This window comes from Microcoleus sp. B6-A1, assembly GCF_036705085.1.
Taxonomy (GTDB): Bacteria; Cyanobacteriota; Cyanobacteriia; order Cyanobacteriales; family Microcoleaceae; genus Microcoleus.
The window spans coordinates 94,668-115,758 of sequence record NZ_JAUBTU010000003.1 but is presented as its reverse complement, the minus strand read 5'-3'; the positions used below and the strand labels follow the sequence as shown (position 1 = coordinate 115,758).

Sequence of the window (21,091 nt, the reverse complement as noted above, 5' to 3'; positions counted from 1 at the left end):
ACACTCGACAATCTCATAAACCCGCCCCGGCCCATACTTTATGCAGAGTTGGTATTAGTTAGGTTTAGATTAGCGTAAAATCGGCGACAGTGATGTTGGCAGCAGAGACTCGATCGAGAATGGCTAATAGTTCGCCGGTATTCGCGATCGCAATGAAGGCAGAATTATTTTTTTGAGTAATTGCCAGTTGCCCAAAAGTCAGACCGTTGCTTAATAGCAGCAAGTCTCGATTGTCTTCAAAATCGATTACAGTATCAGTGCCGCCAACTGACAGCACAAATCGATCGCTCCCCCCATCGCCCCTCAAAGTATCGCTGCCCTCACCGCCAATCAGCCAGTCATCGCCCTCACCGCCGCACAGCAAGTCATTGAGACCCGCATCACCCGTTAGCGCAAGGCGATCTGTCTCTCCCAGCAGGGTGTCATTGCCATCACCGCCGCAAAGCAAATCGTCGCCCTTATCACCAAATACCTGATCGTCCCCAGCGTCACCCAAAACCGTGTCGCTACCCTTGCCGCCGCGTACTGTATCACTGCCATCGCCCCCAGAGACAGTATCGCTGCCCTTATCGCCTCGCACCAAGTCGTCGTCTGCGCCGCCAACAACGAGGTCATCGTTCTTGCCCGCATATATAGTATCGTCGCCTGCACTACCGTCGAGGCAGTCATTGCCCTCGTTACCAAACAGTAAGTCGCGATCGAGAATTGAGCCGACAGGAATGTTGCTGAAAATTCCGCCAATTATGGTGTCGTTCTCTTGTTTGCCAATGATGATATCGTTGCCAGCATTGCCGTTGATAGCGTCGTTGGAATTGGTGCCAGTCAGGGTGTCATCGCCATTGCTACCGCCAAGCGTGAAAGCAACTGAAGCAAAATTTGGGAGCACAATTCGATCGCAAATGCAGGGCGTCGGAGTTGGAGTTGGCGTCGGAGTTGGAGTTGGTGCTGGTGTAGGAGTTGGAGTTGGCGCTGGCGCTGGCGCTGGCGCTGGCGCTGGCGCTGGAGTTGTCGCAGGCGTCGGAGTTGTCGCAGGCGTCGGAGTTGGAGTTGGTGCTGGTGTAGGAGTTGGAGTTGGCGCTGGAGTTGGCGCTGGCGCTGGCGTCGGAGTTGTCGCTGGAGTCGGAGTTGTTGCTGGAGTCGGAGTTGTCGCGGCTGGAGTTGGTGCTGGAGTTGGTGCTGGAGTTGGTGCTGGAGTTGGTGCTGGAGTTGGTGCTGGAGTTGGTGCTGGAGTCGGTGCTGGAGTCGGTGCTGGAGTTGGTGCTGGTGTTGGTGCTGGTGTTGGAGTCGGAGTTGTTGGAGTCGGAGTTGTCGCAGGCGTCGGAGTTGTCGCTGGAGTCGGAGTTGGCGCTGGTGCAGGAGTTGTCGCTGGAGTCGGAGTTGGCGCTGGTGTAGGAGTTGTCGCTGCTGGAGTCGGAGTTGTTGGAGTCGGAGTTGTCGCAGGCGTCGGAGTAGTTGCTGGCGTCGGAGTAGTTGCTGGCGTCGGAGTTGTCGCTACTGGAGTCGGAGTTGTCGCCGGAGTCGGAGTTGTCGCTGGTGTGGGTACGCGGAGATCCCGCACGAAAGTATCCATAGCATTGTTAGTGTCCCCAGCCACTAGGTTGGTGGCAATAGACCTAAAGGCCACATAGCGGCCGTCCCCTGATATGGATGCCGGCTCGGATATGCTATTTCCTCCGTTGCCGTTAGGGTCTACAGAGACCAAGGTGGTGGTGCTGTTGAGGGTGTCCCGCACGAAAATGTCCGATGCGTTGGAAAACTGTGGGCTGGTTCCTTGGATCGCATATAGAGAGTCAAACGCCACATATCGTCCGTCTGCTGAGATCGATGGGCCGTTGTTGTTGTCCGAAAACAAGACGTTATTTAGACCTAATGATGATGAGATCAAAGTGGTGGTACTGCTGAGGGTATCCCGCACGTAGATCTGCCTACCGGATACATTAGTGTTGTTACCCGCCAAATTACTCTCAGAGTCAAACGCCACATAGCGCCCGTCGGCTGAGATCGACGGCCTACTAGAGCGCCGCTCCCCCTGTTTGCCGTTCGAGTCTACCGAGATGCGGGTGGTGGTTTTAGTAACGGTATCTCGCAAAAAGATGTCATTAGAGTTGTTCGTGTCCCCACTCACCAGGTTGCTGGCGTTAGACTGAAACGCCACATAGCGCCCGTCGGCTGAAATGGATGGGTTATAGGAGCTGAGATTCGCCTGACTGCCATTGGAGTCAAGGGAGATCCGGCTGGTGGTGCTGCTGACGGTATCCCGCACGAAGATGTCATACTCTGCGTTAGTGTCCCCGCTTGCTAGGTTGCTGGCCTTAGATACAAACGCCACATAGCGCCCGTCGGCTGAGATGGCTGAAGCGCCGGAGTCACCATTTCCTTCGTTGCCATTGGAGTCAACGGAGATGCGGCTGGTGGTGTTGCTGATGGTATCCCGCAGGAAGATGTCATACTCTGCGTTAGTGTCCCCACTTACTAGGTTGGTAGCAGTAGACTCAAATGATACATAGCGCCCGTCGGCCGAGATAGACGGATAGGAGGAGTTACCATTTGAGTTAGCGGAAATCAGCGTGGTGGTGCTGTTGACAGTATCCCGCAGGAAGATATCGCGCTGTTGGTTCGTGTCGTTCTTCACGAGGTTGCTGGCAACAGAGGAAAACACTACGTAGCGCCCGTCGCGTGAGATAGATATGCCCGATAAAGCCCCTGGGTCGCCCTCGCTCTGGTTGCCATTGGAGTCTACGGAAACGCGGATGACGGGGGTGGCAAACAGGCCCTGGTAGTTCGCCATTACTGTCGGTTCAAAGGCTAACGGGGTCTTAATTTGCCCGATCGCACATTCCAATTCCCAGTCCCCACCGAGTTCACGATTGCCAATAAGCTTGGCGGAGGCGGCGACATTTGCACCCGTCAAGAAAGCTAGGCGTTGAATGAACGGAACCTCTTCTCTCTCCCCGCATTCCTGCTGGTTTGGGGTAAAATCAGATGCCACATTGCAACCGTAAATCAGCACATCCGCACCATCAGTGAAAGCGCGCCGCCACTGCTGCAACAAACTGCCATATTTGTCTAAATTATGCCAACTTAGCTGCGCGTTCCCCAGTTGCAAGCTACCAGGGCTGCCGTGCGAAACAATATGAATGTTGGTAATGCCGGTGCGCGAGTCCAAAACCTCGCTAATTTGCTTTACTCCGTCCCACGCCCGATCGAGAATTATCACTTCAATTCCCGGTTTGACTCCCTTCACCAGGTTTTCCCAGTCTGCAACAGCGGGATCAACGAACATTATTGCCGATCGCGCGGTGCTGAAGCGAGGCGCCCCATTCTTGTTATCTAGGGCCTGAAGATTGGAAGTTGATAAGTTTTTCCTCGTCTTATCTTTTGATAATTTTTTTAACAAAGTAGAATTAGCCACTGGTTCTCTGCACTCCAAAACAGGTTAACAATAGATAAGTAATATCATGTCCGGTCAATTACTCGCGATCGGGAACACCTTATTGTGACCGATCTAGCCGACATGATATAAGTAAGCGCTGTAAAACTCGACTATGTTAAGTTCGCGTTCTACCCAGTTTTTTTCGTAGCATTAACACGCTAAAACCAGCCAAAGCGGACACCAAAGATGAAGTAACTGGCTCGGGGACTGGTGTAGCTGCTCCAGCAGGCGTAATTGATACATCATCTATGTAGATATCGCCACCAGTAGCACTCAAATAGTTGTATGTAATCGAAAACATCGGTGTACTTGCGTCCGGAAAGGTATTAGTGGTAGTGAATTGAAAGCTATCTGTAATCCACTGGTTATTAGAAATTGGCTTATGACACCAACCATAGTCTTTATTCAAAGCTACAGTCTTAAAAATTAAATCCGGATCGGAAAAACCGACAACTAAACATTCAATTACGTCATCCGTTTTATACCTATAGCTAAATGAATAGGTTGTATTAGGAGTTAGTTTGCTCTTGATTTCTTGACCGATAGCAGACCAATCTCCTGCAAAAGGTATCCCAGGAGCACCTCCGCCCCTGTCGTGGTGCATTTGGATGAAAGTATTGTCACCTTCAGTTACCGTAGAAATTTTTGCACCCGAAGTAAACTCTACCTTCTTCCATCCATTTAATTCGGCCGAAAAATCTCCATTTAAAATCAGATTAGCAGCAGATGCAGGATTCGCCGATAGCGATAGAGCCATAAGAGAGGCAATTTTTACAGTCATGTTTTTCATGTTTTCTCCTCATATCCTCTTTTCTGTTGTCTGTTACTCATGTAAAAAACGGCTGTTTTATGCGATATCGCTCCCCAATTAAGTTATGTAACGGAATACATAAGGCCTGGAGGAGCGATCGCAAGTTAACTTAGTGCCATTCCGTGTTTATTGCGAACGATCGAACGTTTTAACGTTGATTTTTCGTTCATCAACCCGATTTTTTGACAAAGGCGCCAGATGTAAGCGATCGAACTGTTAATACTTAAGGAAAAGTTGGCTTACGAGGCGGAAGCCCAAGAGTAGGCCCAATAGGTATAGTGGGCGCAGGAAGAGGGCTAATGAAAGGAGGTGGTTGTGGTGGTCTCCAAGTGCCCTTACCACCATCGTTTGGCAGCCTTCCACCTTGGATGGTTTGAGCTTCATCATCAGTGAGTTCAGAACACGAATCAGAGTCAAACCAATCGAGATCGTCAATTTCGAGCGTAGCCATTTAACACCTCACTACTGTTTTTCTGTTGTCTATTACTCGTCCAAAAAAAGGTTGTTGTGTGCGATCGCTCCCCAATTAAGTTATGTAAGGAAATACATAAGGGCTGGAGGAGCGATCGCGCGTTAAATTATTGCCGTTCCGCAATAGTTATTGTTGACATTTATGCAGTTTTAGCCTCCAAAATTTTTACCTTTTCGGCTAATGCCGATATGGTATTTTGTTGCTCTTTCAGCGCTTGAGTTAACACGGCAACGATATCCATCGGGCTGAGCGTTTTTCTGTCAGAAGTTGCCACTAATTCTGGGACATCTTCCGCGATAAATCCAATATGCCGATTTTTGTCGCTATCTGCTTTGAAATTGAACTTAACGGGGTTGAGGTTTTTTAATGCCTCAACGGCTTCTGAACCAGAGAGTTCGGCAATATTCTCCTTTAATTCCCTCGAAGAAGTGAGTCTCTGGTCCCTGGCATAGACATCGCCTGTGACTCTGACATCGCCGACATTGCCATTTGCTTGCAACCTCATTATTTCTTGTCCATTGTCAGGGCCTCCATTTGCTGTAAAAATGAATCTGAAGACATCATCAGTATTGTCCCCCCATGCAATCACAGCGTCTTTGCGATCTGAACCTTCATTCTTTAAGCCAAAAAAGACATTATCGGTATCCTCAGAAACTAGCGTTCCTCTTACCATCCAAGGGCGGTATCCACCAGTAGGCTGAGTAGGTAATCCGTCGGCAATATGCAACATCGATAGTGGATTATTCGCCCCGATGCCAACGTTGCCTTTGTTTTTAATTGTCAGTAAATCTCTTTTACTAGTGCCGTCATTCCAGATAAATTTCGTCTGTCCGATGTCTTGTCCGTAATGAGTAAACGCAAAGAAACTGTCATTTCCGCCGTCATAACTAAAATCATCTCCTACTCCAGAGGTTCGCAACAATTTCAGGTTTCCTCGGAACGAATCAAAGAGGTGTAATTTAGCTTCTGGATTCGTCGTTCCGATGCCAACGTTGCCAGTGGCTGTAACTGTTAGCAGATCGCCATTCAAATCTGTGAAAAGACGGGCTGTTCCGTCTGGGTTGTACCAAACAAAACGATTGCCTGCTGCTGGTTGGGCTGGCCAAGAAGGTAGGTTACGTCTCACAAAACTAAATTCAGCTACAGGCCCTGTAACTTCAATTCCTCCTTGTCCTGTTGTTGCAGCAAAGGGTCCCACTGCAACGTAGCCAGTTACAAAAAGGTTGTCGTTGATTATTGTGTCGTTAGGCGCGATTTGGTCGGAGGCGGTTTCCGGCTGGGCATTCATGTTTTGGTTAGACTTATTTTGATGCGGCAGATTTTGGTCTGACATAATTTCCTCTTTGGTATTGCAGAAAAGGTGTTGTTCTTGAAGTCATTCTGAGCAATGCTGTACCCGATCGACCAGTCGCATTTTTGAGTTTCACTCATGTGAGGGACAGGATATCCTGGTTTGTTTAGGTAACTACAGTTCCTGTCAGTAATTAGAAGCAGGCTGGTTTGCTGCTATCAAAGTTCGACTGGTTGCTGCGATCGCGCTTTCCAATCTTTAATTTTTACGAACGTTGCTGCTAATAGATGCAACCGTAGAGTAATTACGCAGCCGAGCTCGTATCATTACTCGAATGCGCGATCGGTCGGATTCGATCGGACTCTTGTTTCCCATATATCCAGAATGTCTTGCGTAAATGTCGCTAACTGCTCAATCTCGTGGCTCATTTTGCTCAACCTCGTTGCTCATTTTGCTCATTTTGCTCACTTCTCTAAGTAAAAACTCACAGTCTCTGTGTAACAAAATCTGACAAAAACTACGCATAATCCCTGGAGCTAGCGATAATGTAAGTGAAAGTGCAAGTTAATTAAGGATGAGCATGGCTTCTCTGAAATTGTCCGCTGAAGGCTTCCAAATTCTTGAAAGAGCTCGACGGCAGAAACGATGGGATAAAGGAGCAGAAGTCCTGTGCAGCGATGCTTTAACCTCAAAAGCTACTTTGAGACGGTTTTGGGCAAAGCAACCGATTCAGTACGATACTTTTATTAGAATCTGTCGGACGTTAGGAATAGAAAATTGGGAAGAAGTTGTCGATCGCACTCCAGAAAACTGTCTCCCCAGTAACAAAAAAGAGGGAGTACAGATCCCTAATCCTCTGAGTTTTACACTGCCAGAAAAGTTGCCCCCAGTTAGAAATTTTGCAGGGCGAATTCAAGAGCTGGAAACTATCAAAAATGAACTGCTAGCCCCCGATACTAAAGCAATTACAATTACCTCTGTCTGTGTGGTGGGTTTAGCAGGTATTGGCAAAACTACTCTCACTTCTCAATTAGTGCGTCAACTTCAGTCAGAAACAACACACTTTGCCACCGTAGCATGGGAATCTTTGCGTTCTGCTACAGGTATAGCCCCTGGTTTTGATTGGATTGTTGACTCGCTGTTGTTTACCCTCTCCGGTGGCGCAATTTCGACCGCCACTACCGTTCAAGATGATTATCTGAAAAAAACAGCCAGGCTGATCGAGTTACTCAAAAAACAGCCTTGTTTAATAGTGCTGGATAATGTCGAGACAGTCTTGCAAACTGGACAGGCAAATCGAGCGGGATATTTTGCTGCATCCTGCCCTGAATATGCTTGGCTCCTCAAACAGTTAGCAGAAACAGAACATCAAAGCAAAGTCATATTTACCTGTAGGGAAAATTTAGCAGAATTGCCCTGTCGCGCCACTAAAACTATCTCTCTGGGCGGATTGGATATCGATGCTGCTGTTGCCCTCCTGCAAAGTTTTGAGTTATCAGCTACTCAGTCCGAATTAACAGCACTAGCTGAAGCTTATCAAGGACATCCAAAAGCTTTGGAAATGATAGCGGCATTGATTCGGGACGACAGTGAATTTGAAGGAAAAGTAGAGAGGTTTTTGCGCGATCGCAACTGGCTGTTAATTAGAGATATTGAAAATTTAATCGATGAAGTGTTAACCCGTTTGAGCGAACCAGAACAAACTTGTCTGCTGCGAATTTCTGTCTGTCAAACATCAGAATATCCGCTAAGTTTGGCAGTAATTGTAGCCCTGATGCCAGAGTTGAGCGAATATGACTTAAAAGAAAACGTCATCCTCGCTTTAAAACGCCGACAATTTCTTGACTACGATCGCCAAAGGGAATCTTACCAATTGCATCCATTAATTCAAGAAAAAGCTTATCGCTTGCTGTGTCAACATCCCGAACAGTTCCGCATCGCTAATCAGCAAGCATACCGCTACTTTCTGAACCTTCCCCTGAAGCCTAAAACTGAATGGAAAAGTATTAATGATATTAAACCGCTGCTGTTAGCATACTATCATGCTTGTCAAGCAGAGGATTGGGATGAAGCTGCGATCGCACTTTCCGATGCTTGCGAGTCGATGCGCTACTGGAGTCATTTTAAACTCCTGATACATTTGTACAGCAAGCTGCTACCAATAGATTGGAAAACAGGAGGACAATTAGTAACTTCGGCTGCAACTCATGTGGAGATTTTGTGTCATATTGGTTTAGTATACCAGTCGATGGAACAATTTGAGAGTGCCAGCGAATATCTACAGCAAGGTTTGTCTATTGCCAGGACAAATGGAAACAAAAAAGCAGAGGCAATGACTTTATTTTACCTATCAAGTGGTCATGAATTTCTAGAAAATTATCAAGACGCAATTAAATGTTTGCAGGATTCTTTAGCAATTTCCATAAAAATTAATGAATACGAAATTGAATATAAAGTGTCCAATGCTCTTGGATATATTAACTATTACAGTGGGTACTATAATTTAGCGCTTGTATATTTTAGCGAAGCCTTAAAAGTTGCTGGTCAAAACAGTTTTCCAGAAGGAAAAGCTCTCGCATTTGCCAATTTAGCTAATACATACATAGGATTAAAAAAGTACGATTTGGCTATTAATTATTTTAACCGGTATATAGCGATCGTCTCTCAAAAACAGGATCAAATAAAATGTACAACTTATCTGTTTACCGTGGTTGGTAATTTTTGTGCAAATATCCACCAATATAAAATGGTAATAAGTTGGGTACAATACCCTTTAAAAAATCATATGAATTTGGCAGATAAATATGAGGGAATGTATCAGATCGAAGGTTTAGTAACAGCATACAATGGACTCGAAGAATATCAAAAATTTTTCGATATTTTGAGTGAATGTGTGAAGTTTGAAAGTGAGGGATATTCCAGGCATAAGGTAGATCGGGTGTATAAGTTGGGCAAACAAATCCAGAAACTAAGAGGATTTGAGCAAGCAATTGAAAATCTTCAAAGTAGCGAGATGCTGCTGAACAATATTGATAATAATGCTGGGGGCGAGAGTGCGGACACTTTAAAGGTACTCATAGAGTTAGCAAAAACTATGCTTAGATGCGTAATTGGCATACAGCCAATGATGCAATATTACTTAAATCAAGCCGAGGAAATTTGTAGAGAACTAGAGTTACCGCTGCTGACAGAGATCCAAAAAATTCAAGCAGATTTGCAAGAAAATTAACAGATAGCGATAAACAGTTGACAGTTGACAGTTGACAGTTGACAGTTGACAGCGAGGTTTTTAGGATGGGGATTTATACCCCACCTAAAAAAAATTAGCCCTGAAAGCTAGGGTTTTAAACCCCTGAATTTTGATAAACTAAGGGTTGGGGATTAAAATAAACAGGGAGCAATCACAGAATTACTTTGTTGATGCGTATTCAATCGCCTAATTATCTATTTGATTGTGCCTTTGTTAACGTGATTTACGCACTCCGACCCAAGAAACCGGGTTTTTACCGAATCTACGCACTGCAACGAATTATTTTCAGAAAAACCCGGTTTCTGGACTCTTTCGTAAGTGCTAGTTAAGATGATGGAGATGGAAGTAGGAATTAATGCCAAATCGCTATGCCGATCGAGTCGTTATCAATTAAGTCTGTCTCAAAATTTTCAATGGTTGGTGCTCTGACGATCGCCCTTGTCCTCAGCAGCCCCAATCTAGCCAAAGCCGAATCGCGAGAACAAGCCGTCGATCGATTGACCGATTTCTTATTCTACAGGGTTAATCCTCAGTTAAACAATCGCAAACTCCAAGCGGGCGATCGCGAATATAGCAATCAATGGCGGAGATTGCGCGAAGCGATCGATCCGCGAGTCAAGTCGGTACAAGAAGTATGCTTTAGGCCCGCCCCAGGAGATACAGGATGGGAATTCACGACAATTAACGGCGAAACCTACGAGCAAACCTACGATTTACTTGCAGATACAATTTTTTATAGCCGCCATCCTCAACGAACCGGACAGCCCATTCCCAAAAGCGATCGGATCGGCATTAGTGAATGGTCAGCAATTCGACGCGAAATGTATATTTCCAATTGTGGACTGTGAGACTCGATCGCCTTATACCAATTCACTATGAAGATACACTAAATGAGGCTGATGTCTTTGTTGTTGGAACTATATCCTTAGCGTTATATTAAATGCAGCTTCATAGTAAATTGGTATTACAGCGCACCATTTATCGAAGATAACTCCTAGAGTAGAGGTCATCTCTACATAACTCTGTAAAAAGAAAGGTTTTAAACCGATGAGTATGAAAAGTTGGATCTGCGATCGCACTCTTATTACAACCAGAATTATTGCAGCCTTGCTTGGACTAATCGCCCTTGGATCTACAAGTTTTGCCCGTGCTGCCTCACAGCAACAAATTTCCAGCATAAATAGTGCAAACCTCGATACAACAAGTAAAAAAAATTACCTGAATAATCCCGAAGAAAATTCAACAATCGAGGCTTTAAATAAAAAAGTTCAAGTCAGCCTTGAAAATTCTGTAAACGCCCCTAAAAAAATACCTCTTCAACAAGGTATGCCATACAAAGAGGCGCGCCAAATCCTGATTCAACAACGGTGGCAGCCAAGCTTACAGGGTCAACCCAACCTCAGAGATCGTTCGGTTAAAGAGCTATTTGATTTGGGATATAAAGAGATTAAGGATTGTTCTGGTACAGGAGAGGGGCCTTGTCGTTTTGAGTTTATCAATCAACAAGGAGAACTGCTAGTTATAGTCGCTACGACAAGAGGTTCTGAAAATACAAAACGTTTTGTGAGGAATTGGTGGCTTGAGAAAAAGACAGATAGCAATCAACAAAAATCGTCATCAAACATAATTGAAGAAGGTCGTTATTGGTTGGGAGGTACGGATCAGGGTTTAGAGGTCAAGGGAAAACAATATCGATATTATGACGAGTCTAATATCGAGCGACCGTGGCAACCTCTCTCTGAGTTACAATCTATCAAAAAAGGCGTTGTTTTTGATGGAAATAATTATTGGTGCTTATCTACGCTCGCACCTAAAACAGGAGGAATTTCTTGTTCTAAAAATGGATGGCAATAGAAGATTTATTACCAGCTATATCGGAAAAATTGACAACTTTTATTGGTTTTATCGTGCTAATTAAATCACTTTCAATTAAGTTAAAACCGAAGTTCTTAGGGGTCTGTGCATTAGCTATAGCCCTTGTACTCGGTGTTGCCAATCTAGACTGTGCTACAGCGCGCGATTATGAATCACGCACTCAAGCTGTGGATAGGTTTACGGATTGGTTTTTTTATAGAGTGAATCCTCAATTAGGAGGTCGCAAATTGCGTTCTGACGATTCTTCTGCCTACATCCGCGAATGGAATGCTATTCGTAATACAGTCGATCGAGAAATGATTACTACACAAGGAGATTGCGTCGGTGATGCTTTCTGGGACTTCGATTATCGTTCTCATGGGCGATCGCTAGATCGGATTGCAGATACAATTTGGGATATCCGCGATCCATCGGGTGACAAAACTCGTGCAGATGTTTCTAAACAAGAATGGCAGAATCTTCGTCAATCAATAATTAGAGAGCATTTTTGCTATTAAGTTGCCATATTTGTCAACCCAATTTAAACAATAATGAACAACAGCGCTTTTAGTGACAAATATTGTTAAAATGTAAAAGAGGCAACCTCGATTGTAGATCATTTAGTCAAAAAGCAACGGAAACATTCTATAGCAAAACAAAAGGATAAAAAATGGGCCGAGTCACCGCAACAATAACCGTCACCAATCACATAGATGAAATTCTGGGAGAAAGAGGGTTCATCCCCGCAGAGCAAATACGCTCTATCACCATCGATAACGTCTTAGTCGATACAGGCGCAACTCGACTTTGCTTACCAGCAGATATTATCAGTCAGTTGGGTTTGCCAATGCTAGGTGAAATCGACGGACATACGGCAATAGGAACCAGAAAATTTCGTCTGTTCAAAGATGTCACTCTTGCCGTAGCTGGACGAGAAGGCAGGTATGATTGTGTAGAAATTCCCGCAGGAGAAGAACCTTTACTGGGCTTAATTCCCCTCGAAGATTTGGGTTTAGAACCAGACTTGAAAAATCAGCGGTTGATTGTTTTGCCAGCAGAGGGGATGCAAAGCTATATTCGCGTGTAAAATCCAGATAATGTCCATCTCTTTAGTCCGCGCAGGCGGACTTGGTTTGACAAGAAGCGGTTTCCAACCGCCGAATTATTTAAATATCTAATTATCTAAGAGTTAACGAAAATGTCAGTCACTACTCATCAATTAATTCAGTGGAAACAACAAGGGCGGTCAATTGTTGCCCTGACAGCTTATGATTATGCGATCGCCCAACTCATCGATCAAGCAGGCGTAGATATCATCCTAGTCGGCGATTCCCTCGCCATGACAGTCTTAGGCTACGACACAACCCTACCCATAACCCTTGATGAAATGCTGCACCACGCTAAAGCAGTGCGTCGTGGAGTTAAACAAGGATTAATAGTTGTCGATTTGCCGTTTTTGACTTACCAAGAAAGTCCCCAGCAAGCCATGCACTCGGCCGGGAGAGCTTTGAAAGAAACCGGCGCTCAAGCTGTAAAATTGGAAGGTGGATATCCAGCAATGGCCGCCACAGTTTCGCAGCTAACATCCGCCGGAATTCCGGTGATGGGACACGTCGGTTTAACTCCGCAGTCGGTACACCAACTCGGCTACAAAAAACAAGGAAAAACGGCCCAAGCAGCTGATCGCATCATAGCAGAGTCGATCGCCCTTCAAGAAGCCGGTGCCTTTGCGATCGTGCTAGAACACATTCCCGCAGACTTAGCCGCTCAAATTACCCAAAAATTAACTATTCCCACCATTGGTATCGGCGCCGGGCCACACTGCGACGGTCAAGTTTTAGTTACTTCCGATTTGTTGGGACTTTCGGAAAAACAGCCGCCTTTTGCTAAAGCTTACGCCAATTTGCGAGAAACAATTACCCAAGCTGTGAAAGATTATTCCCTTGAAGTGAGAGAACGAAAATTTCCTAATTCGTAAAGATTTTATAGTTGGGATCTTTCGGGTTTAGGAGATTGCGGGTTTTCCCCAATTATTGTCGGTGAAACCCGCCCTGCAACTTTTTGGAAAGCCTGCTATATCTCAGCCATAACAAAGTTTGACAAACTTTGACATTCCTGCTAAAATCTGCTTAAATACATCACAACCTCAACTCAGCTATGAATGTATCGCTGACACCTGAATTAGAAAAATTTGTTCGGCAAAAGGTCAACACTGGCAGGTATTTATCGGCTAGTGAAGTAATTCGGGAAGCATTGCGACTGCTTGAAGAGCGAGATATGCAGCGTCAAATGCGGATCGAAAAACTTCGCCGAGAAGTGGCTGTTGGTATTGAGCAATCGAATAGAGGAGAAACTTTTGATGGCGAAGAAGTAGTTGCAGAACTTCTGGAAGAAATAGAATTAGAAGAGCGGGAAATCAATGAGTAGGTATTTTCTTAGCACTCAAGCTAAGTATGATTTGAGGGAGATTAAAAATTATATTGCTCGCGATAATATTGCAGCAGCGAGGCGTTTTGTTGAAACCTTTAGAAACCAATGCAATTTAATTGCAAAATCTCCTAGAATGGGACGGAGTTATGAAGAACTAGCACCGGGATTGCGCCGTGACAGCTATTGGAAACTATATCATCTTCTACCCTCCCCTTGAAAATGGGATTGCAGTTGAACGCCTGCTGAGTGGCTACCGCGATCTAGAAGCTCTATTATGTGAGAATGGCGACAACTAATTGACATTTAAAATTAGTGGATCGCCTTCTCTCCCCAGAATCTATCGCATTTTTAAAATCGAACGATCCCTAATTTATCTAATCCCCAGACTGGCTCTTTTCCTCCTTTTCCTTCTCCTTCTCAACAGCTTCATCCTCAGATTGACCAACCCCTTCCTTAAAACTCCGCAGCGTTTTCCCCAAAGCATTTCCCAACTCAGGAATCTTCTTGGGGCCGAAAATTAGTATGGCCACCACCGCAATAATGCCCATTTCGGGCAATCCCAGACCAAACATACAAAATCTCCTCTAAAACTTGCTCGATCGTAAGTCAATCTTAAGTCAATCTACTGATATTGTTAAAGTATCTACCTTTTTTCCTGCATCTTGCAACAGTAGAATCAAGTTTAATTAAGCTATCGCACGATAAATAAGAATGTTAGAAACATCCCAGCCTTCTCTACGCGAGCAACAGCACCATCTCATCCGCGATTTAGCAGACCGGATGGAAGCAGTATGGCACCGCTATCTCGACCTCGAACCCTACCACCTGCCCGCTGAGTTGGGATACGTAGAAGGCCGCTTGGAAGGAGAAAAACTGATCATTGAAAACCGCTGCTATCAAACGCCCCAGTTCCGCAAAATCCACCTTGAACTCGCTAAAGTCGGGCCGGTACTTGACATTCTGCACTGCGTGATGTTTCCCAGACCGAATTATGCTTTGCCGATGTTCGGTACGGATATCGTAGCAGGCAAAGGCCAAGTTAGCGCCGCGATCGCAGACCTTTCTCCCCTCAATCGAGATCGAACTTTGTCGGAAACCTACCGAACCCAACTGGAAATTTTGCCGATTAAGCAATTTTCTTGTCCCCGCCAAATTCCCGAATGGGGGGATATTTTCTCAGAATTTTGCCTGTTTGTGCGGCCAGAGTCGATCGAAGAAAACAGTCGGTTTTTGGATATTGTTGAATCCTACGTGGAAATTCACTGCAAACAGGCAGTCGCTTCCGAACCAGTCTCTGCCGCCGAAGCCTCGGAAATTCTAGACGCTCAAATTTACTACTGCACCCAGCAGCAGCAAAACGACAAAACCCGCCGCGTACTCGAAAAAGCTTTCGGTCAAGATTGGGCTGAACATTACATGACCGAGGTGCTTTTTGATATCCCTAAATAGCTGAAATTGGTTTACAATACTTCACAGTAGGTGAAAAAAACTTAATCAGGAAATCACCTACTTTATAAGTAATGGTAAAGGAATCACGGCTCAAGGATAAATCATTTTTAAAACCCCCAGGGCGAGGAATTATCGGTTTAGCGATCGGTGCAACTCTCATTACCACAGGAGTCGGTTTTTGGCAAGTATCTCAACTTAAAAAAGCCGAAGAGTTAAAGGCTGCTGCAGCAACGGCTGCTGCAACTTCCGTCGCCACCCGCAACAGCGTTACCGCTTTGGGTAGGTTGACTCCGCAGGGGGAAGTGATCAAATTGTCGGCCCCTTCGGCGTCGGAGGGAGCAAGAATTGAACTTTTGCAGGTGGAAGAGGGCGATCGAGTCAGTCAAGGACAAATCATAGCAGTTCTCGATACGCGCGATCGGCTCCAAGCAATCCTCCAACAAGCCGACAAAGAAGTCAAAGTCAAACAAGCAGAATTAGCGAAAATTCAAGCAGGCGCAAAAACAGGCGTTGTCGGCGCCGGGAAAGCCGAAGTTGCCAAGTTTCAAGTTCAACGTCAAAGAGAAACCGAAGGCGAAGCAGCGAATGTCGCCCGCTTAGAAGCTCAACTGCGAAGAGAAACCGAAGCTGAACAAGCTAACGTCGCCAAATTCGAGGCACAACTCCAAAGAGAAACCGAAGCCGAACAAGCTAATCTTGCCAAATTTGAGGCACAACTAGACAGAGAAACAGAGGTGCAGCAATCCAAATTGGCTAGGTTAGAAGCTCAATTGCGCGGCGAAATTGCCTCTCAAAATGCTACAGTCGATCGGCTAAAAGCCGAATTAACCAACGCCGAAGCCGAGGAACAACGCAATAAAGAACTCTCCGAAACAGGTGCAATTTCTGCTTCCGCCTACGACACCAAACGCTTAGCAGCAGAGACGGCTCGCCAGAGAGTCAAAGAAGCTGAAGCCATATTAGTAAAAACAGTGCAAACATTGCGTGAGGAAATAGTCGAAACTAAAGCAACAATCAAACAAACAGTAGAAACAGGCCAGCAGGAAATCAATCAATCGCGAGCCAATCTCAGACGCAAGTTAGAAACAGGTAGGCAGGAAATTAACCAAGCTAGAGCCACCTTAAATCAAAAGATAGAAACTGGTAGAGAACAAATTAATCAAGCCGAAGCAATACTCAAACAAAAAGCAGAAACCGGCCAAGAAGAAATCAATCAAGCCAAAGCAAATCTCGACCAAATTGCCGAAGTACGTCCCGAAGACGTGCAAGCAGCCCAAGCAGCCGTAGAAAGTGCGATCGCCACCAAACAAAAAGCTCAAGTAGACTTAAACTTAAGTTACGTCAAAGCACCCGTATCCGGCTACATCCTCAAAGTTCACAGCCGACAAGGAGAAGGTGTCAACACTCAAGACGGCATCGTAGAACTAGGCGGCACCGACCAAATGTACGCCGTAGCAGAAGTTTACGAAACCGACATCGCCAAAGTGCGAAACGGCCAGCGCGCAACAGTCACCAGCCCCGTATTTGCAGGTACTTTGGCAGGAACAGTCGCTCGCATCGGCAAACAAATCAGCAAAAAAGATGTCCTAAATACAGACCCCGCCGCCGACACCGACGCGAGAGTTATCGAAGTAAGAATTCGCCTCGATCCGGCATCGAGCAAAAAAGTTGCAACGCTAACAAACTTACAGGTTGAAGTTAAAATAGACATCTAAAATGGGTAATTGGTAATTGGTAATATCATGTCCGATCGAGTGACCGCGATTAAAAGGGCGGGTTTTTGAGATTGTCAATTATTGGCAGATATTTTGCGTGAACCCGCCCCTACCGTATTAGGGGTAATCGACGGGACATAATATAATTGGTAATTGGTCAGAGGAGTTCTTCCCTCTTCCTCCTTCCTTATTCCTTCTTCCTTCTATCCTTTACATCCGTTACATCCGTTACATAATCCGTTGCCGATCTTCCTTCATTGTATGGCCAAAATACCACTAGCTTGGGCACAATTAACCCGCGAAAAAATGCGCTTAGCCGTCGCACTAGCCGGCATTGGCTTCGCCGACTTGCTAATGTTTATGCAGTTCGGGTTTAGAGACGCGCTATTTGAAAGCTCCATCACCTTTCACTCACAGTTAAAAGGGGATATTTTTATCACCAGCACCCAGTCTACGGCTTTAATAGCCATGAAAAGTTTTCCCCAGCGTCGCTTGTATCAAGCTTTGAGTTTTGACGGCGTTACAGCAATTAGTCCCGTATATTTAGGCTTTGGATTGTGGAAAAACCCCGACCCCAACCAGCGAAATACTCGGCAATTGATGGTCATAGGTTTTGACCCCGCTAATCCCATCTTTGATCTACCTGAAATCCAAAATAATTTGGACAAAATCAAAATTTCCGATGTGGTTTTATTTGACCAAGCTTCCCGGCCGGAGTTTGGGCCGGTAGCAGAATATTTCAAACAGGGAAAAGTTGTTGAAACTGAAGTTGACAATCGCCGCGTTAGGGTAGATGGTTTATTCACTATAGGGGCCTCTTTCGGTGCCGACGGAAATCTTGTCACCAGCGATTTGAACTTTATGCGGATTTTTTCGACGCGGAGAACAAGAGGTTTAATCGATATAGGTATTGTTCACTTGCAGCCGGGAACAGATGTTAAGGCTGTTGTTGAGAAAATGAGGGCAACTTTGCCGAATGATGTGAGAATTTCTTCTAAAGAAGAGTTTGTAAATATTGAGAAAAAGTATTGGGAAGAAAGTACGGCGATCGGATTTGTTTTCACTCTCGGCGCGGCAATGGGATTTATCGTGGGGATAGTGATTGTTTACCAAATTCTTTATACTGATGTTACCGATCATTTACCAGAATACGCTACGCTGAAGGCGATGGGATATAAGGACATTTACTTTTTGGGTGTGGTGTTTCAAGAGGCTTTGATTTTGGCAATTCTTGGTTATTTGCCGGGGTTTGGGGTTTCTGTGGTGCTGTACAATTTAGGGAGAAGTGCGACAAGTTTGCCACTGTACATGACTTTGATGAAAGCTGGGACTGTTTTTGCAATGACAGTTGTCATGTGTTGTGTATCCGGGGCGATCGCAGTTAGGAAGTTGCAGGCGGCAGATCCGGCGGATATTTTTTAAGGAAGTCAGCAGTCATTAGTCATCAGTCATTAGTTATTTGTTCTGTCTAATAACCAATAACCAATGCCCACTTCTTTTCCCGATCGGGCATTGGAATCTGTGCCGATCGAACGCTATGCTAGAGGTGAGTAAGCTGTAGTGCATTTAAATTGTAGATTTCGATCGCATATCAAAAATCGTCAAATCCTCGGACCCTCTCCCCGAATCCCCCTCTCCCTCGGTTATACGCTATGACACAAAGCTTCAACCCCACAGCGTTGCCTCCCGCCTTTCCCGATCACACGCAACTCCCAGAATCTGACGGCACGTTTGTGAAAAACTTTCAAGAACATCCCCAGAGTATCCTGCTCACAGACTCCCTGGAAATTACGCTGCAAAATCTTCATCCTGACGGACAATATGCGATCGGGCAAGATTGCGGTATCTACTGGCGCGAAACTGACCCTCCAGAAAAGGGTGCAGAAGCCCCTGACTGGTTCTACGTCCCCAACGTTCCGCCGAGATTAGACGGGCAATACCGCCGTTCCTACGTGCTGTGGCGCGAGTATATTGTGCCACTGATTGCGATCGAATTTGCTTCGGGTGATGGTTCTGAAGAACTCGACAGCACTCCCTTATCTGCTCTACCATCCGGGGGAAACCAGAAACCGGGAAAGTTTTGGGTATACGAGCGGATTATCAGGATTCCCTACTACGCTATTTACAAGATCCAAACCAGTGAATTAGAAGTCTATAACTGTGTGAATACTCGATATCACCGCTTGGAACCGAACGATCGCGGACATTACCCGATCGACCTGATGGGAGTAGAGTTAGGTGTATGGTCGGGTAGCTATCAAAATCAGACGCAGCAGTGGTTGCGCTGGTGGGATAACCAAGGCAATTTATTGCTGACAGGAAGCGAGCGAGCTAGGCTTGAAAGCCTGCGCGCCGAACAGGAACGCCAACGGGCAGATAGCGAACGAGAACAAAAAGAGCGATTGGCGGCTTATTTGCGATCGCAGGGAATCGATCCCGATCGTATATGAGACTGGTCTGTTGCTCTTTTTAAATCTAGCCATTACCATGAACACAGTACCAGTTGTCTCAATTAAAAATCTCAACCATTCTTTCGGCGAAGGTCAACTTCGCAAACAGACATTATTTGATATCAACCTCGAAATTTATCCGGGCGAAATTGTGCTGATGACAGGGCCTTCGGGGTCTGGTAAAACAACATTGTTAACCTTGATTGGAGCTTTGCGATCGATCCAAGAAGGTAGTCTGAAAATTCTCGGCCAAGAATTGCGGGGAACGGGGAAAAATAAATTAGTTAACGTCCGCCGCGACATCGGCTATATTTTCCAAGGTCACAATTTGCTCAAATGCTTGAGTGCTAGACAAAACGTGCAAATGTCTTTAGAACTGCACAGCCATCTTTCTCGCCAAGAAACTAATGATAAAATAGAAGGAATGCTGGAAGCTGTGGGGCTGGGAGACAGAATAGATTATTACCCCGACAGTCTTTCTGGCGGACAAAAACAAAGAGTTGCGATCGCCCGCGCATTAGTCAGCCAGCCGAAATTAGTATTAGCAGACGAACCCACAGCAGCCCTAGACAGTAAATCAGGTCGAGATGTGGTAGAAATCATGCGAGGTTTGGCCAAAGAACAGCACTGCACTATTTTGCTTGTCACCCATGACAACCGCATTTTAGACATAGCCGATCGCATTATTCACATGGAAGACGGCTACCTCGCACAAGACACATCCACAACGGCTGCCACAGGCGTTCTTTCGGGAAAATAATATTAATTCACCTCAACTTATTTCCGAGAACCGGGACGCTTTCCTCCTACCTTGGTAGGACTTTTTGTTGTACCTTTGGCTGGAGTTTTAGAACTACTTTTGCCGTTTTTTTGGCCTTTTGTTCCTGTCAACTGGCTGTCAAGGTCATTTGCAGGTCTGCCCGCAGGCGTTCTCGTAGTCCTAAAGGTAACATTCACCCCTTCATTCGACTGTTCCAGCACCAACATCGGCGTCGGCTTGGCTTTTTGATCCCACTCAATATGAACGATGCGACCTTGAATTGTCGGCTGCCAACTGTCGTGGTCGTCTGAAGGACTCAGATAAGTTTCCAAACAGTCAATAATTTGATTAATTGTCGCTGATGTTGCCTGAGTCGGCAGTTTCATCAGCTTAATTTGAATCCGAAACAGCACTCGTTTTTCTATTTTTACTGCGGGATCGCCAGTTTCGTATTCGATATCAAACATCGAATCTACTTGCCTGCCGCTGCCGGCATTCCCGTTTTTATCTCCCACTGCAGCCTGAGTCGGACGCAGGGCAATACTAATTTTCTCTTTGACTTTTACCTTAATCTGGTTCACAATGGCAAAGTGAAAGACTTCTTCCGCCATCCGCATTCTCAGGTAGTCTAAATTAAAGTCTCGCGAGTGGATAAGGTCGGGATTCTTTTCCATCTTTGACATGGTTTCCAGAGCCATTTTGTATTTTTTCTGGAGTTCTCGATTTCTAAACTCCTCAAATTTGAGCTTTTTACTCAAATCGTCGAGTTTTAGCTTGGTAAACACCGCTAAACCGATAAGCAATAACAACAGTAATCCCGCCCCTCCTATTAAGAGTTGGTCTGAGGACGGATGTCCGGGTTTAGCCTGTTTAGGTTTGGGAGAGGCTACTGCCAACCTTGGTTCTACAAGGATTATTTGGGTTGACATGGGCTTTTAAAGGGTAAAATTTGACGCTATATTTATACAGGACTCCAGAGTAGAGCTGGTAGTGCAACTGGATCAACTAACATTGACATTATTCCACCATCATCTTGGTACAACTGGATTTCTGCAACTGGAGCACGCACCCTCTAATTAATACTTTATCTTTAACTGCAAGCAGGTTTCCGAAATATCGGAAAATCCCGCGCTGGTACTGGCCAATAGAAATGGTGAATTGTCTGTAATATATTAT

19 protein-coding genes are annotated in these 21,091 nt (G+C 45.4%); 14 read left to right on the top strand and 5 right to left on the bottom strand.

The genetic code is table 11. From position 1 onward, the window contains the following. Positions 1 to 64: 64 nt before the first annotated feature. From QUB11_RS01950 to QUB11_RS01940, 3 genes are all read right to left on the bottom strand, one after another. Positions 65 to 3,283 carry a DUF4347 domain-containing protein gene (locus QUB11_RS01950; protein ID WP_333203011.1) on the bottom strand — a complete coding sequence of 1,073 codons (3,219 nt, stop codon included), beginning with the start codon at positions 3,281 to 3,283 and terminating at the stop codon, positions 65 to 67. 265 nt (positions 3,284 to 3,548) lie between these two features. After that, positions 3,549 to 4,223, bottom strand: coding sequence for a hypothetical protein (locus QUB11_RS01945; protein WP_333203012.1), 675 nt, complete (start codon positions 4,221 to 4,223; stop codon positions 3,549 to 3,551). Between the two features lie 632 nt (positions 4,224 to 4,855). Further along, positions 4,856 to 6,049 (bottom strand): tail fiber domain-containing protein, encoded by a 1,194-nt coding sequence (locus QUB11_RS01940; RefSeq protein WP_333203016.1) that lies wholly within the window; start codon positions 6,047 to 6,049, stop codon positions 4,856 to 4,858. 538 nt (positions 6,050 to 6,587) lie between these two features. Here QUB11_RS01940 and QUB11_RS01935 point away from each other — a divergent pair. The 9 genes from QUB11_RS01935 to QUB11_RS01900 all read left to right on the top strand — a co-directional run bounded on the left by QUB11_RS01935 (position 6,588) and on the right by QUB11_RS01900 (position 13,837). After that, positions 6,588 to 9,236, top strand: a complete 2,649-nt coding sequence (locus QUB11_RS01935) for a tetratricopeptide repeat protein (RefSeq protein ID WP_333203018.1) — start codon at positions 6,588 to 6,590, stop codon at positions 9,234 to 9,236. A 434-nt stretch (positions 9,237 to 9,670) separates the two neighbouring features. Further along, entirely contained in the window at positions 9,671 to 10,105 is a 435-nt protein-coding gene (locus tag QUB11_RS01930) for a hypothetical protein (protein ID WP_333203020.1), read from the top strand. Positions 10,106 to 10,310: 205 nt separating this feature from the next. Beyond that, positions 10,311 to 11,111 (top strand): hypothetical protein, encoded by an 801-nt coding sequence (locus QUB11_RS01925; RefSeq protein WP_333256998.1) that lies wholly within the window; start codon positions 10,311 to 10,313, stop codon positions 11,109 to 11,111. Beyond that, on the top strand, positions 11,102 to 11,629 hold the full coding sequence (locus tag QUB11_RS01920) for a hypothetical protein (RefSeq protein WP_333203024.1): 528 nt from the start codon (positions 11,102 to 11,104) through the stop codon (positions 11,627 to 11,629). Before QUB11_RS01925 ends, QUB11_RS01920 begins: the two co-directional genes overlap by 10 nt. Before the next feature lie 152 nt (positions 11,630 to 11,781). Next, on the top strand, positions 11,782 to 12,198 hold the full coding sequence (locus QUB11_RS01915) for an aspartyl protease family protein (RefSeq protein WP_333103388.1): 417 nt from the start codon (positions 11,782 to 11,784) through the stop codon (positions 12,196 to 12,198). A 111-nt stretch (positions 12,199 to 12,309) separates the two neighbouring features. Beyond that, the gene (gene panB, locus QUB11_RS01910; RefSeq protein ID WP_333203027.1) at positions 12,310 to 13,089 is read left to right on the top strand and encodes a 3-methyl-2-oxobutanoate hydroxymethyltransferase; all 780 of its coding nucleotides are present in this window, start codon (positions 12,310 to 12,312) and stop codon (positions 13,087 to 13,089) included. Positions 13,090 to 13,268: 179 nt separating this feature from the next. Next, positions 13,269 to 13,538: a type II toxin-antitoxin system ParD family antitoxin gene (locus QUB11_RS01905; protein WP_333203029.1), complete on the top strand. Its 270-nt coding sequence runs from the start codon at positions 13,269 to 13,271 to the stop codon at positions 13,536 to 13,538. Next, the gene (locus QUB11_RS31225; RefSeq protein ID WP_445300773.1) at positions 13,531 to 13,758 is read left to right on the top strand and encodes a type II toxin-antitoxin system RelE/ParE family toxin; all 228 of its coding nucleotides are present in this window, start codon (positions 13,531 to 13,533) and stop codon (positions 13,756 to 13,758) included. Before QUB11_RS01905 ends, QUB11_RS31225 begins: the two co-directional genes overlap by 8 nt. After that, positions 13,715 to 13,837 (top strand): hypothetical protein, encoded by a 123-nt coding sequence (locus tag QUB11_RS01900; protein ID WP_333203031.1) that lies wholly within the window; start codon positions 13,715 to 13,717, stop codon positions 13,835 to 13,837. The genes QUB11_RS31225 and QUB11_RS01900 overlap by 44 nt, the downstream gene beginning before the upstream one ends. A gap of 78 nt (positions 13,838 to 13,915) precedes the next feature. Here QUB11_RS01900 and QUB11_RS01895 read toward each other — a convergent pair whose 3' ends face one another. After that, entirely contained in the window at positions 13,916 to 14,113 is a 198-nt protein-coding gene (locus QUB11_RS01895; protein ID WP_333138464.1) for a TatA/E family twin arginine-targeting protein translocase, read from the bottom strand. A gap of 139 nt (positions 14,114 to 14,252) precedes the next feature. Here QUB11_RS01895 and QUB11_RS01890 point away from each other — a divergent pair, with 139 nt between their 5' ends. From QUB11_RS01890 to QUB11_RS01870, 5 genes are all read left to right on the top strand, one after another. Next, the gene (locus QUB11_RS01890) at positions 14,253 to 14,990 is read left to right on the top strand and encodes a phycocyanobilin:ferredoxin oxidoreductase (RefSeq protein ID WP_333203033.1); all 738 of its coding nucleotides are present in this window, start codon (positions 14,253 to 14,255) and stop codon (positions 14,988 to 14,990) included. Positions 14,991 to 15,061: 71 nt separating this feature from the next. Then, positions 15,062 to 16,705 carry an HlyD family efflux transporter periplasmic adaptor subunit gene (locus tag QUB11_RS01885; protein WP_333203035.1) on the top strand — a complete coding sequence of 548 codons (1,644 nt, stop codon included), beginning with the start codon at positions 15,062 to 15,064 and terminating at the stop codon, positions 16,703 to 16,705. Positions 16,706 to 16,966: 261 nt separating this feature from the next. Continuing rightward, a complete protein-coding gene (gene devC / locus QUB11_RS01880; protein WP_333203037.1) occupies positions 16,967 to 18,127 on the top strand; it encodes an ABC transporter permease DevC in 1,161 nt (386 codons plus the stop codon). Between the two features lie 230 nt (positions 18,128 to 18,357). Then, entirely contained in the window at positions 18,358 to 19,155 is a 798-nt protein-coding gene (locus QUB11_RS01875; RefSeq protein WP_333203039.1) for a Uma2 family endonuclease, read from the top strand. A gap of 37 nt (positions 19,156 to 19,192) precedes the next feature. Further along, positions 19,193 to 19,915, top strand: a complete 723-nt coding sequence (locus tag QUB11_RS01870) for a DevA family ABC transporter ATP-binding protein (protein ID WP_333203041.1) — start codon at positions 19,193 to 19,195, stop codon at positions 19,913 to 19,915. Positions 19,916 to 19,932: 17 nt separating this feature from the next. Here the strand turns inward: QUB11_RS01870 and QUB11_RS01865 are convergent, their stop codons facing one another. Next, positions 19,933 to 20,844 (bottom strand): hypothetical protein, encoded by a 912-nt coding sequence (locus QUB11_RS01865; RefSeq protein ID WP_333203043.1) that lies wholly within the window; start codon positions 20,842 to 20,844, stop codon positions 19,933 to 19,935. Positions 20,845 to 21,091: the final 247 nt, after the last annotated feature.